We start from the raw sequence: 12,686 nt of genomic DNA, 5'->3' as shown, positions 1-12,686 counted from the left end.
CTGATAGAGACGGACGATCAGGCAGTGACCACGCAAGGAATCCAATGAAACAAAAGCGGACTCTCGGAACGCCTCGGTTGCTGGGCATTGTCTGGCCATTTATCGCCGTCGTGTTGTTTCAAGCCTTGCTGGGTGGCGTGAGCCTTTACGTCCTGTCGGCCGTTCGCGGCTATGTCGCAGGTGAGAGCCTCTGGTCCAAGGGCCAGAAAGACGCGATCTACTACCTCAATCTGTACGCCGACAGCCGAGACGAGGCGATTTACCTCAAATACCAGAACGCGATCGCCGTGCCTCAGGGCGGCCATCAATTGCGCCTGGCGCTGGACAAGCAACCGCCCGACCTGCAAGCGGCGCGCGAGGGCATCCTCAAGGGCGGCAACCACCCGGACGATGTCTCCAGCCTGATCTGGCTGTACCTGAACTTCCGTCATTTCAGTTATCTGGAAACCGCCATCGACCGCTGGACGCTCGGCGACGCTTATCTGGTGGAGCTCGATGACGTGGCGCAGGAGATGCACCGACGCATCACCGCCAATGCCGCTACTGATGCCGATATCCGGCGCTGGAAGGACCGGATCTTTGCGATCAACGATGGCGTGACGCCTGCCGCCAAGGCTTTTAGCGATGCGTTGGGTGAGGGCTCGCGGGTGATTCTGCGCCTGCTGCTGTTCACCAACCTCGCCACCGCGCTGGGCTTGATCGTGCTGGCGCTGCTGCGCACGCGCAAACTGCTCAAGCAGCGGCACGCCTTTGCCGAGGCCCTGCAACTGGAAAAGGATCGGGCCCATATCACCCTGCAATCGATTGGCGACGGGGTCATCACCACCGATGTCAGCGGTGCGATCGAATACATGAACCCGGCAGCCGAGGCCTTGACCCACTGGAAGGCTGAGCAGGCTGCGGGTCTGCCGCTGGCGGCGTTGTTCAATCTGTTGGATGACAACGCCCAGACCGAAGGGCTGACCCTGATCGAACACATTCTCAGCGGGCAACTCAGCGGTGGCAGCGAGCACTCGAAGCTGATTCAGCGGCTGGACGGCAGCACTGTCTCGGTGACCCTGGTCGGCGCGCCGATCCGCAATACCGGCAAGGTCAGCGGGACCGTGCTGGTGCTGCACGACATGACGCAGGAGCGGCAATACATCGCCAATCTGTCGTGGCAGGCAACTCACGATGCACTGACCGGCCTGGCGAACCGCCGCGAGTTCGAATACCGCCTCGAACAGGCGTTGCACAATCTGACCCGGCAACCGGGGCGACATGCGCTGATGTTCCTCGATCTCGATCAGTTCAAACTGGTCAATGACACCTGCGGGCATGCGGCGGGCGATGAGTTGCTGCGACATATTTGTGCGTTGCTGCAATCAGGCCTGCGCGAGGGCGACACGCTGGCGCGGCTGGGGGGCGACGAATTCGGCATTTTGCTGGAGAACTGCGCACCGGAGGCGGCCGAGAAGATCGCCGAGGGGCTGCGTCAGACGGTGCAGAACCTGCATTTCGTGTGGAAGGGGCGGCCGTTCCTGACCACCGTCAGCATTGGTCTGGTGCATGTCGCGCAAACCCCGACCACCCTCGAAGCCTCGCTGCGGGCAGCCGACATGGCCTGCTACATGGCCAAGGAAAAGGGCCGCAACCGGGTGCAGGTCTACCATGCCGACGACTCGGAGCTGTCCCTGCGTTTCGGCGAGATGGCCTGGGTACAGCGCCTGCACATGGCCCTGGAGGAAAACCGCTTCTGTCTCTATGCCCAGGAAATCGCCCCGTTGGGTTCGGTGGCCGGTGGCGCGGGCGGGCACATCGAAATTCTGTTGCGCCTGCATGACGAGGCGGGTCGGATGATTCTGCCGGACAGTTTCATACCGGCGGCCGAGCGTTACGGTTTGATGACTTCGCTGGATCGCTGGGTTGTGCAGAATGTATTTAAGGTAATTGCTCAATGTATTAACGAAGAGTGCGAACGGCCTCTGGCAATGTGTGCGATTAATCTTTCAGGCATTACTATCGGAGATGACGCGTTCTTGCACTTTCTGCGGGAACAGTTTGATAACTATTCCGTTCCGCCTGAAATGATTTGTTTTGAAATTACAGAAACCAGTGCGATTGCAAATCTGGGCAGTGCAATCCGATTTATTAATGAACTCAAAGGCTTGGGTTGTTACTTCTCGCTGGATGACTTTTGCGCCGGAATGTCTTCATTCGCTTATCTGAAACATTTGCCTGTAGACTTCCTGAAGATCGACGGGAGTTTCGTAAAGGATATGCTGGACGACCCGATTAACCGCGCTATGGTCGAAGTGATCAACCACATCGGGCATGTCATGGGTAAGCAGACAATTGCCGAGTTTGTCGAAACCGCCCAGATCGAGCAGGCATTGCTTGAAATCGGCGTGGATTACGCTCAGGGTTATGTCATCGAACGCCCGCAATTGTTTACCTGCGACAGTTTGCAAAGTCGGCCCGCCAGACCGCAGCCGCTGTTGTTCAAGGCGCCTGGCACGTTCCGTTGAAGTCTCTTGCCGATCCTTACAATCACAAATCAAAAGGAGCCGAACAGTGATCGACACATTCAACCGAACCGGACCACTCATGGAAGCTGCAAGTTATCCTGCCTGGGCACAACAGTTGATTCAGGATTGCAGCGAGAGCAAACGCCGGGTTGTCGAACATGAACTTTACCTGCGCATGCGTGATAACAAGCTCAGCGCCAAGACCATGCGCCAGTACCTGATCGGAGGCTGGCCCGTCGTTGAGCAGTTCGCGTTGTACATGGCGCAGAATCTCACCAAGACCAAGTTCGCCCGTCACCCGGGTGAAGACATGGCGCGGCGTTGGCTGATGCGCAACATCCGCGTTGAACTCAACCATGCCGATTACTGGGTGAACTGGAGTCGGGCCCACGGCGTGAGCCTGGAAGACTTGCAGGCCCAGCAAGTGCCTCCAGAGTTGCATGCACTGAGTCACTGGTGCTGGCACACCAGTTCAGCAGATTCGCTGATCGTGGCCATCGCCGCCACCAACTATGCGATCGAGGGCGCGACCGGGGAGTGGTCGGCGTTGGTCTGTTCGACAGGTGTGTACGCTGCCGCTTTCCCTGAAGAAGACCGAAAGCGGGCGATGAAGTGGCTGAAGATGCATGCCCAGTACGATGATGCCCACCCTTGGGAAGCACTGGAAATCATCTGCACCCTGGCCGGCATGAACCCAAGCAAGGCGTTGCAGGCAGAGTTGCGACAGGCCGTCTGCAAGAGCTATGACTACATGTACCTGTTCCTCGAGCGCTGCATGCAGCTCGAGTTGACGGAGCGGGTGCTGGTCGGGCGCGAGCGACGGGCGCTGGTCGAGAGCTAGTTTCGGCGACATCCATAAAAAAACGGGAGCCTGTGTGCTCCCGTTTTTTATTGGCCTGATAAAGGTTCAGCCGGCCATTGTCAGGCGATTGCGCCCTTCGCGCTTGGCCACGTACAGCGCGCTGTCGGCGCGGCGCAGCAGGCTGTCGGCGGACTCGCCCGGCAGCAGGGTCGAGCAACCGAGGCTCACGGTCAGTTCGATCAACTGGCCATCGGCGTAGTAGTCCTGGGCTTGCGCTGCATACCGCAGGCGTTCGCCGACCATCGCGGCGGCTTCGCGGCTAGTGTTGGACAGCAGAATCAGGAACTCTTCACCGCCATAGCGAAACACCATGTCGACGTTGCGCAACTGATCCTTGATCGATGCCGCGACGGCTTTGAGCACCTCGTCGCCGGCGCTGTGGCCATGGCTGTCATTGACCTGTTTGAAGTGGTCGATGTCCAGCATCAGCAGCGACAACGGTTGCAGGTGTCGACGCGACATCTCGATTTCCCGCTGCAGGGTCTGCTCCATGGCGATGCGGTTGCCGGCGCCGGTCAGCGGATCGCGCAGGGCGGTTTGCGTCGCGACACGATAGAGCAGCGCGTTGCGCATCGGGTACAGCAGGGACGACAGAAGTGACTCCAGATTGCCCAGTTCCTGCTCGCTGAAACGCTGGTTGCGGCGAAACACCAGTTCGCCCATGTGTTCGCCATCATGGCTGAGGCTGTAGCTGGCCGAGTGATGACCGCGGGCGCCGAATTCCAGGCGCAAGTCACTGCCGCTGTGCACATAGCTCAAGGCATCGAGCGGCACCAGGCGCTGAACTTCGCGGAAGAACAGACCGAGGATGCGTTGGGGCTCAAGGCTGGTTTGCAGTTGCAGGCTCATTTGCTGGCGCAATTGCGCCAGGCTGACAGGTCGCTCCAGAAGCGGAGGCAGCTGACCAAAGCCCAGGCGTTGCAATTTGGCACTATCGAAGTCAATTGCAGTGGTCTGGGAGGGTGATTTCATATGGCGTGAGCCCCTAAGCAGTAAGTCTGTCTTACAGGCTGGGTGAGAGCGGCTATGGGCTGCGCGTCATACTGATCCATCAGTCCCGTAGGACATTTGGCGTAAGTTTAGTCTGCCCGATGACGATTAGTCAGCTATCGAATCAGGCCTTGCCCGACTGCCTTCACTCGGCGTGCTTTCAGGGAATGTAGAGCGAAAGTCGTGCCATTCAGTTCAGGTTTTATTAAAACCTTTGTTAATCAATGGCTTGAGTTTTTAGCGCGGAGGGGTGTGGTGGTTATTTGACTGAAATGGCCCTGCGAAAAGCGGCAAATGCCTGCCGCGACGGGAATCCGCCGCGGCAACAAATGCGACGTATGGCACTACTGAGCGTTGAATGCCTGGCCGTTGATACCCGTGCTGTCCGGGCCCATCAGGTACAGATAGACCGGCATGATCTCTTCCGGGGTCGGGTTGTTTAGCGGGTTTTCCCCCGGGTAAGCCTGAGCGCGCATGCTGGTGCGGGTGGCGCCCGGGTTGATGCTGTTGGAGCGCACCGGGGCGACGTTTTCGACTTCGTCGGCCAGGGTTTGCATCAGCCCTTCGGTGGCGAACTTGGACACGCCATAGGCGCCCCAGTAAGCACGGCCCTTGCGCCCGACGCTGCTGGAGGTGAACACCACCGAGGCGTCCTGCGACAGCTTGAGTAGCGGCAACAGCGTGCTGGTCAGCATGAACATCGCGTTGACGTTGACCTGCATGACGCGCATGAAGTTTTCACCGGACAACTGCTCGATCGGCGTGCGCGGGCCAATGATCGAGGCGTTGTGCAGCAGGCCGTCGAGGTGGCCGAACTCGGTCTCGATCATCGCCGCCAGCTCATCGTATTGATGGGGCAGGGCGGTTTCGAGGTTGAACGGGATCACCGCCGGCTGCGGATGCCCGGCCGCTTCGATCTCGTCGTAGACCTGGGTCAGGTTGGCTTCGGTCTTGCCCAGCAGCAGCACGGTCGCACCGTGGGCTGCGTAGGTCTTGGCGGCGGCCGCACCGATGCCACGACCGGCACCGGTGACCAGAATGACCCGATCCTTGAGCAATTCGGGGCGAGCGGAGTAATCAAACATAAAAAACCTCTAATCCATTAACTTCTGATCGCTCCCACGACCGGCATGGGAATGCAGTGGACACGATTCAGCAGCTGCAGAGTGCGTTATCCAGCACCTTGCGCAACTCCAGCGGATGATCCACCACCACGTCAGCGCCCCAGTGTCGCGGGTTGTCGTCCGGGTGAATGTAGCCATAGGTCACGGCGGCGGTCTTGGTGCCTGCGTCACGGCCGGACTCGATATCGCGCAGATCATCGCCGATAAACAGAACGCTCGACGGATCCAGATCAAGCATCTTGCACGCAAGCGTCAGCATCTCGGGATCCGGTTTGCTGTTCTTCACGTGATCCGGGCAGATCAGCAAGGCCGAGCGCTCGGCCAGCCCCAGTTGCTGCATGATCGGTTCGGCAAAGCGCAGCGGCTTGTTGGTGACCACGCCCCAGACCAGATGGGCTTTTTCGATGTCTTCCAGCAATTCACCCATGCCATCGAACAGCTTGCTGTGCACGGCGCAGCCCACCAGATAGCGCTCTAGGAATTCCAGACGCAATTCCTCGAAGCCCGGCGACTCCGGGTCCATCGAAAACGTCACCGCGACCATGGCCTTGGCGCCGCCTGAGATTTCGTCGCGGATGTGTTTGTCGTTCATCGGCGGCAAACCACGATCCGCGCGCATCGCCTGGCAAATGGCGATGAAGTCCGGCGCGGTGTCGAGCAGCGTGCCGTCCATGTCGAAAAGGACTGCTCTGATGGCCATCGGCTTACTCCTCGCGCAGGGTCTGGATCATGTAGTTGACGTCAACGTCCGCAGCCAGCTTGTAGTGCTTGGTCAGCGGGTTGTAGGTCAGACCGATGATGTCCTTGACGGTGAGGCCGGCCATGCGGCTCCAGGCGCCCAGCTCGGACGGGCGGATGAATTTCTTGAAGTCGTGGGTGCCGCGCGGCAGCAGCTTCATGATGTATTCGGCGCCGACGATGGCGAACAGGTACGCCTTCGGGTTGCGGTTGATGGTGGAGAAGAACACCTGGCCGCCGGGCTTGACCATGCGGAAGCAGGCGCGGATCACCGACGATGGGTCCGGCACGTGTTCGAGCATTTCCAGGCAGGTGACGACGTCGAACTGCTCGGGCATTTCTTCGGCCAGGGCTTCGGCGGTGATCTGCCGGTATTCCACGTTCACGCCGGACTCCAGCTGGTGCAGCTGCGCCACCGCCAGCGGCGCTTCGCCCATGTCGATGCCGGTCACGGTCGCGCCGCGCTGGGCCATGGCTTCGCTGAGAATGCCGCCACCGCAACCGACGTCGAGGACTTTCTTGCCAGCCAGGTTGACGCGCTCGTCAATCCAGTTGACCCGCAGCGGGTTGATGTCGTGCAGCGGTTTGAACTCGCTTTCGCGGTCCCACCAGCGATGGGCCAGTGCTTCGAATTTGGCGATTTCGGCGTGGTCGACGTTGCTCATGATTTCAATCCTCTAAAACTTGAAAAAGGCTGTAGCCCCGGAGTTTGCCCCGGGGTGTTTACGATTCGGTGTGGCCGCTGATGCGTCGGCCCCAGGCCCGGGCGGTTTCGCCCAGCTGCTGTTCGTCCAGGCGCGTCAGGCGGCGGTCGTCGAGTAATTGCTTGCCGGCGACCCACAGGTGTTTCACGCAGTCCCGGCCGGTGGCGTATATGAGCTGCGAGACCGGGTCATAGACCGGTTGTTGTGCCAGGCCGGACAGGTCGAACGCGACAATGTCCGCGGCCTTGCCGAGCTCCAGGGAGCCGGTCTCGGCTTCGATCCCCAAGGCCCGCGCGCCGTTCAGCGTGGCCATGCGCAGCGCCCGGTGGGCGTCCAGCGCGGTGGCCGAGCCGGCGACGGCTTTGGCCAGCAGGGCGGCGGTGCGGGTTTCGCCCAGCAGGTCCAGGTCATTGTTGCTCGCCGCGCCGTCGGTGCCGACCGCCACGTTGACCCCGGCTTGCCACAGGCGTTCTACCGGGCAGAAGCCGCTGGCCAGTTTCAGGTTCGACTCCGGGCAATGAATTACGCTGGTGTTGCTTTCTACCAGCAACGCCAGGTCGTCATCGCTGATCTGGGTCATGTGCACGGCCTGGAAGCGCGGGCCGAGCAGGCCCAGTCGGCCGAGACGGGCCAGCGGGCGCTCGCCGTGCTGTTCGACCGCTTGCTGCACTTCGAAGGCGGTTTCGTGGACATGCATGTGGATCGAGGCGTCCAGCTCTTCGGCGATCACGCGGATTTTTTCCAGGTTCTCATCGCCGACGGTGTAGGGTGCATGAGGGCCGAAGGTGATTTTGATGCGTTCGTGATGCTTCAGGTCGCCGAACAGTTCGACGCCCTGACGAATGGCTTCATCGGCGCTAGCGGCGCCCGGAATCGGGAAATCGAGGATCGGAATGGCGATTTGCGCACGGATTCCGCTGTTGTGCACGCGCTCACTGGCAACCTTCGGGAAGAAATACATGTCCGAGAAACAGGTGATGCCACCTTTGATCTGCTCGGCGATGGCCAGGTCGGTGCCGTCACGCACGAAGTCTTCATCGACCCATTTGCCCTCGGCCGGCCAGATATGGTTTTCCAGCCAGGTCATCAACGGCAGATCGTCAGCGAGACCGCGGAACAGGGTCATGGCTGCGTGACCGTGAGCGTTGATCAGGCCGGGGCTGAGCAACACGTCCGGCAATTCGCGGACTTCGGCGGCGTTACACTTCAAGGCTTCGGCGCGCGGGCCGATGAACACGATGCGACCGTCGCGGATGCCCAGGCCATGCTCCTTGAGCACAACGCCTGCGGGTTCGACGGGTACCAGCCAGGTCGGCAGCAATAATAAGTCGAGCGCAATGGCAGGTTTCGGCATCGAGGGTCGGTTCCAGTGCTTTTGTAAAGGATGGCGAAGTATACCCGAGCGTCTTCGCGGGGGGATCGCTATAATCGGCGGCTTTTGTTCATGAGTGCGGGGTGAGGGATGCGCGATCGACTGTTGGCTGCGGAGAAAGTGAAGGCCATCGATTGGCGCGATGACGCGCTCCACCTGCTGGATCAGCGCGTTTTGCCGTTCGAGGAAAACTGGATCGCCTACACCAGCGCCGCCGGCGTGGCCGAAGCGATTCGCTCGATGGTGGTGCGTGGTGCGCCGGCCATCGGCATCAGTGCCGCGTACGGCATCGTGTTGGCGGCCCGTGCCCGGATTGCCGAAGGTGGCGACTGGTATGCCGCGCTGGAAGAGGATTTCATGCTGCTGGCCGATTCCCGTCCGACGGCGGTCAACCTGTTCTGGGCGTTGAACCGCATGCACGACCGGCTGGATCGCCTGAAGGAAAACGCCGATCCGCTGGCAGCGCTGGAAGCCGAAGCCATCGCCATCCATGAAAGCGATCGCGAGGCCAACCTGACCATGGCTCAGCTCGGTGTCGATCTGATCCGCAAGCATCAGGGCAACGCACAGGCAATCCTGACCCACTGCAACACCGGCGCCCTGGCCACTGGCGGTTTCGGCACGGCGCTCGGGGTGATCCGCGCAGCGTTCATCGAAGGCATGGTCGAGCGCGTCTACGCCGACGAAACCCGGCCGTGGCTGCAGGGTTCGCGCCTGACCGCATGGGAGCTGGCCAACGAAGGCATTCCGGTAACCCTCAATGCCGACTCCGCCGCCGCGCACATCATGAAAACCAAAGGCGTGACCTGGGTGATTGTCGGCGCCGACCGGATCACCGCCAACGGCGACGTGGCGAACAAGATCGGTACCTATCAACTGGCGGTCAACGCCATGCACCACGGCGTGCGTTTCATGGTGGTGGCGCCGAGTTCTACCATCGATATGAATCTGGCCAGCGGTGATGACATCCCGATCGAGGAGCGCGACGGCGCCGAGTTGCTGGAAGTTGGTGGCAAGCGAGTTGGCGCTGACGTTGAAGCGTTCAACCCGGTGTTTGACGTGACTCCGGCAGACCTGATCGATGCGATCGTCACCGAGAAAGGCATCGTCGAGCGTCCAGACACCGCGAAAATGGCCCAGCTGATGTGCCGCAAGCGCCTGCATTAAGGGTGTTCATCGCCCGGTAAGCTGCCATCGCCAGCAAGCTGGCTCCCACAGGTTTTGTGCCAGGCATGGCCCCTGTGGGAGCTGGCTTGCCAGCGATGAGGCCCTGAAAGTCAATAAACATCCGCAATTTCATCTCGAAAATTGCATTCGGAGAAGCTCTGAGCCTCTCTCGTCCCCGTTAAGCCTGTCATCGGTCATCTAACTATGCTCCATGCGCATCTGGGGGATAGGTGCGTGGCGGCTCTTGTGATAACATCCGGCGTTTTCCGAGGCAGTCCCACGGGGTTGTCTTCACTGCGCAAATCCAGGGTCAACTTGTTGATTTGTCGTAAGTCGGCGCATGGCACTCAGCCTGCATCGACGAGCTTCGTGCGTCCCCTATGGATATGGCGAAGTTTCACCAGAAAAAGGAATCAGGCTTCTCATGGGCGAACTGGCCAAAGAAATCCTCCCGGTCAATATCGAAGACGAGCTGAAACAGTCCTATCTCGATTACGCGATGAGCGTGATCGTCGGCCGTGCACTGCCGGATGCGCGCGATGGCTTGAAGCCCGTGCACCGTCGCGTGCTGTTCGCGATGAGCGAGCTGGGCAACGACTTCAACAAGCCGTACAAGAAATCTGCCCGTGTCGTCGGTGACGTGATCGGTAAGTATCACCCGCACGGTGATACCGCGGTGTACGACACCATCGTTCGTATGGCACAGCCATTCTCGCTGCGTTATCTGCTGGTGGACGGTCAGGGCAACTTCGGTTCGGTGGACGGCGACAACGCCGCGGCCATGCGATACACCGAAGTGCGCATGACCAAGCTGGCGCACGAGCTGCTGGCCGACCTGCACAAGGAAACCGTGGACTGGGTGCCGAACTACGACGGCACCGAACTGATCCCGGCGGTCATGCCGACCCGCGTTCCGAACCTGCTGGTCAACGGCTCCAGCGGTATCGCCGTGGGCATGGCGACCAACATTCCGCCGCACAACCTCGGTGAAGTCATCGACGGTTGCCTGGCCCTCATCGACAACCCCGAGCTGACCGTCGATGAGCTGATGCAATACATTCCCGGTCCGGACTTCCCGACCGCTGCGATCATCAACGGTCGCGCCGGCATCATCGAAGCCTACCGTACCGGCCGTGGCCGCATTTACATGCGCGCCCGTTCGATCATCGAAGACATCGACAAGGTCGGTGGCCGTCAGCAGATCGTCATCACCGAACTTCCTTACCAGCTGAACAAAGCGCGTCTGATCGAGAAGATCGCGGAGCTGGTAAAAGAGAAGAAACTCGAAGGCATCACCGAACTGCGCGACGAGTCCGACAAGGACGGTATGCGCGTCGTGATCGAGCTGCGTCGCGGCGAAGTGCCTGAGGTGATCCTCAACAACCTCTACGCCCAGACCCAGCTGCAATCGGTATTCGGTATCAACATCGTTGCGCTGATCGACGGCCGTCCGCGGATTCTGAACCTCAAGGATCTGCTGGAAGCCTTCGTCCGTCACCGTCGCGAAGTCGTTACCCGCCGCACCGTGTTCGAACTGCGCAAGGCTCGTGAGCGTGGTCACATCCTCGAAGGTCAAGCGGTAGCCCTGTCGAACATCGACCCGGTAATTGCCCTGATCAAGGCTTCGCCGACGCCGTCGGAAGCCAAGGAAGCGCTGGTCAGCACGCCGTGGGAGTCCTCGGCGGTGGTTGCGATGGTTGAGCGTGCCGGTGCAGATTCGTGCCGTCCGGAAAACCTCGATCCGCAATACGGTCTGCGTGAAGGCAAGTACTTCCTGTCGCCGGAGCAGGCGCAAGCCATTCTGGAACTGCGTCTGCACCGTCTGACCGGCCTGGAACACGAAAAGCTGCTGGCCGAGTATCAAGAGATCCTCAACCAGATCGGCGAGCTGATCCGCATCCTCAACAGCGCCGTGCGCCTGATGGAAGTGATCCGCGAAGAGCTGGAAGTGATCCGTGCCGAATACGGCGACGTGCGCCGCACCGAGATTCTCGATGCACGCCTCGACCTGACCCTGGGTGACATGATCCCGGAAGAAGAGCGCGTCGTGACCATCTCCCACGGCGGCTATGCCAAGACCCAGCCGCTGGCTGCGTACCAGGCTCAGCGTCGTGGCGGTAAAGGCAAATCGGCTACCGGCGTGAAGGATGAGGACTACATCGCTCACCTGCTGGTCGCGAACAGCCACACCACGCTGCTGCTGTTCTCCAGCAAGGGCAAGGTGTACTGGCTCAAGACCTACGAGATTCCGGAAGCGTCCCGCGCCGCCCGTGGTCGTCCGCTGGTCAACCTGCTGCCGCTGGATGACGGTGAGTACATCACCACCATGCTGCCGGTCGATCTCGAAGCCATGAAGCGTCAGGCTGATGAAGAAGAAGCCGAAGGCGCCGAGGCTGATGTAGAAGAAATCGAAAACAGCAACGAAACCGAAGAAGAGCGCAAGGCGCGTATCAAGGCTGCCGACCGCAAGAAGGCACCGTTCATCTTCATGTCGACCGCCAACGGTACCGTCAAGAAGACCCCGCTGGTGGCCTTCAGCCGTCAGCGCAGCGTCGGCCTGATCGCGCTGGAGCTGGACGAAGGCGACATCCTGATCTCCGCTGCCATCACCGATGGCGAGCAGGAAATCATGCTGTTCTCCGACGGCGGCAAGGTGACGCGCTTCAAGGAATCCGAAGTCCGCGCCATGGGTCGTACCGCTCGCGGTGTGCGTGGCATGCGTCTGCCGGAAGGGCAGAAGCTGATTTCCATGCTGATCCCGGAAGAAGGCAGCGAGATCCTGACGGCTTCCGAGCGCGGTTACGGCAAGCGCACGGCGATCACCGAGTTCCCTGAATACAAGCGTGGCGGTCAGGGCGTTATCGCCATGGTCAGCAACGAGCGTAACGGCCGTCTGGTCGGCGCGGTTCAGGTGCAGGACGGCGAAGAGATCATGCTGATCTCCGACCAGGGCACGCTGGTGCGTACCCGTGTCGACGAAGTCTCCAGTCTGGGTCGTAACACCCAGGGCGTGACCCTGATCAAGCTGGCCAAGGATGAAACCCTGGTCGGTCTGGAGCGGGTCCAGGAGCCGTCGGAAGTCGAGGGTGAAGAGTTTGAAGGTGAAGAAGGCGTCGAACTGGAAGAAGGCGTGATCGGCGCCGAACCGGACGATGCAGTCGACAACCTGCAGGCGGACGCCGCAGACGAAGAAGAGTCGCAAGACTAACCAAATCGTAGCAG

9 protein-coding genes are annotated in these 12,686 nt (G+C 60.5%); 4 read left to right on the top strand and 5 right to left on the bottom strand.

Translation table 11 applies throughout. The annotated features are described in order from the left end of the window. Nucleotides 1-44 precede the first annotated feature (44 nt). Together AC07VV_RS26665 and AC07VV_RS26660 are read left to right on the top strand one after the other, a co-directional pair. Nucleotides 45-2,507, top strand: a complete 2,463-nt coding sequence (locus AC07VV_RS26665) for an EAL domain-containing protein (protein WP_495037951.1) — start codon at nt 45-47, stop codon at nt 2,505-2,507. Between the two features lie 79 nt (nt 2,508-2,586). Next, complete coding sequence (locus AC07VV_RS26660) at nt 2,587-3,348, top strand: iron-containing redox enzyme family protein (RefSeq protein ID WP_495037950.1); 762 nt, start codon at nt 2,587-2,589, stop codon at nt 3,346-3,348. Between the two features lie 66 nt (nt 3,349-3,414). Here the strand turns inward: AC07VV_RS26660 and AC07VV_RS26655 are convergent, their stop codons facing one another. From AC07VV_RS26655 to AC07VV_RS26635, 5 genes are all read right to left on the bottom strand, one after another. Beyond that, on the bottom strand, nt 3,415-4,341 hold the full coding sequence (locus AC07VV_RS26655) for a GGDEF domain-containing protein (RefSeq protein ID WP_249482844.1): 927 nt from the start codon (nt 4,339-4,341) through the stop codon (nt 3,415-3,417). Nucleotides 4,342-4,703: 362 nt separating this feature from the next. Further along, nucleotides 4,704-5,444, bottom strand: coding sequence for a YciK family oxidoreductase (locus tag AC07VV_RS26650; protein ID WP_007950904.1), 741 nt, complete (start codon nt 5,442-5,444; stop codon nt 4,704-4,706). Between the two features lie 67 nt (nt 5,445-5,511). After that, a complete protein-coding gene (gene mupP, locus AC07VV_RS26645) occupies nt 5,512-6,183 on the bottom strand; it encodes an N-acetylmuramic acid 6-phosphate phosphatase MupP (RefSeq protein ID WP_495037949.1) in 672 nt (223 codons plus the stop codon). Between the two features lie 4 nt (nt 6,184-6,187). Beyond that, a complete protein-coding gene (gene ubiG, locus AC07VV_RS26640) occupies nt 6,188-6,886 on the bottom strand; it encodes a bifunctional 2-polyprenyl-6-hydroxyphenol methylase/3-demethylubiquinol 3-O-methyltransferase UbiG (protein WP_007950906.1) in 699 nt (232 codons plus the stop codon). A gap of 58 nt (nt 6,887-6,944) precedes the next feature. Further along, nucleotides 6,945-8,279 (bottom strand): TRZ/ATZ family hydrolase, encoded by a 1,335-nt coding sequence (locus tag AC07VV_RS26635; RefSeq protein WP_248740160.1) that lies wholly within the window; start codon nt 8,277-8,279, stop codon nt 6,945-6,947. A 108-nt stretch (nt 8,280-8,387) separates the two neighbouring features. Between AC07VV_RS26635 and mtnA the strand changes: the two genes are divergently transcribed. Together mtnA and gyrA are read left to right on the top strand one after the other, a co-directional pair. Then, complete coding sequence (gene mtnA, locus AC07VV_RS26630) at nt 8,388-9,464, top strand: S-methyl-5-thioribose-1-phosphate isomerase (protein WP_495037948.1); 1,077 nt, start codon at nt 8,388-8,390, stop codon at nt 9,462-9,464. 424 nt (nt 9,465-9,888) lie between these two features. Next, nucleotides 9,889-12,672: a DNA gyrase subunit A gene (gene gyrA, locus AC07VV_RS26625; RefSeq protein WP_096821018.1), complete on the top strand. Its 2,784-nt coding sequence runs from the start codon at nt 9,889-9,891 to the stop codon at nt 12,670-12,672. The last annotated feature ends 14 nt before the right edge of the window (nt 12,673-12,686 follow it).

Source organism: Pseudomonas sp. GW821-FHT02C04 (assembly GCF_059421845.1).
Note: the sequence above shows the minus strand (reverse complement) of the source record. Positions and strands in the feature narration are given on the sequence as shown.

Excerpts from the sequence above, each read along its gene's own strand:
- mtnA (WP_495037948.1), top strand. The coding sequence starts at position 8,388 with ATGCGCGATCGACTGTTGGCTGCGGAGAAAGTGAAGGCCATCGATTGG.
- AC07VV_RS26655 (WP_249482844.1), bottom strand. The coding sequence starts at position 4,341 with ATGAAATCACCCTCCCAGACCACTGCAATTGACTTCGATAGTGCCAAA.
- ubiG (WP_007950906.1), bottom strand. The coding sequence starts at position 6,886 with ATGAGCAACGTCGACCACGCCGAAATCGCCAAATTCGAAGCACTGGCC.
- AC07VV_RS26635 (WP_248740160.1), bottom strand. The coding sequence starts at position 8,279 with ATGCCGAAACCTGCCATTGCGCTCGACTTATTATTGCTGCCGACCTGG.
- AC07VV_RS26650 (WP_007950904.1), bottom strand. The coding sequence starts at position 5,444 with ATGTTTGATTACTCCGCTCGCCCCGAATTGCTCAAGGATCGGGTCATT.
- AC07VV_RS26660 (WP_495037950.1), top strand. The coding sequence starts at position 2,587 with ATGGAAGCTGCAAGTTATCCTGCCTGGGCACAACAGTTGATTCAGGAT.
- gyrA (WP_096821018.1), top strand. The coding sequence starts at position 9,889 with ATGGGCGAACTGGCCAAAGAAATCCTCCCGGTCAATATCGAAGACGAG.
- AC07VV_RS26665 (WP_495037951.1), top strand. The coding sequence starts at position 45 with ATGAAACAAAAGCGGACTCTCGGAACGCCTCGGTTGCTGGGCATTGTC.
- mupP (WP_495037949.1), bottom strand. The coding sequence starts at position 6,183 with ATGGCCATCAGAGCAGTCCTTTTCGACATGGACGGCACGCTGCTCGAC.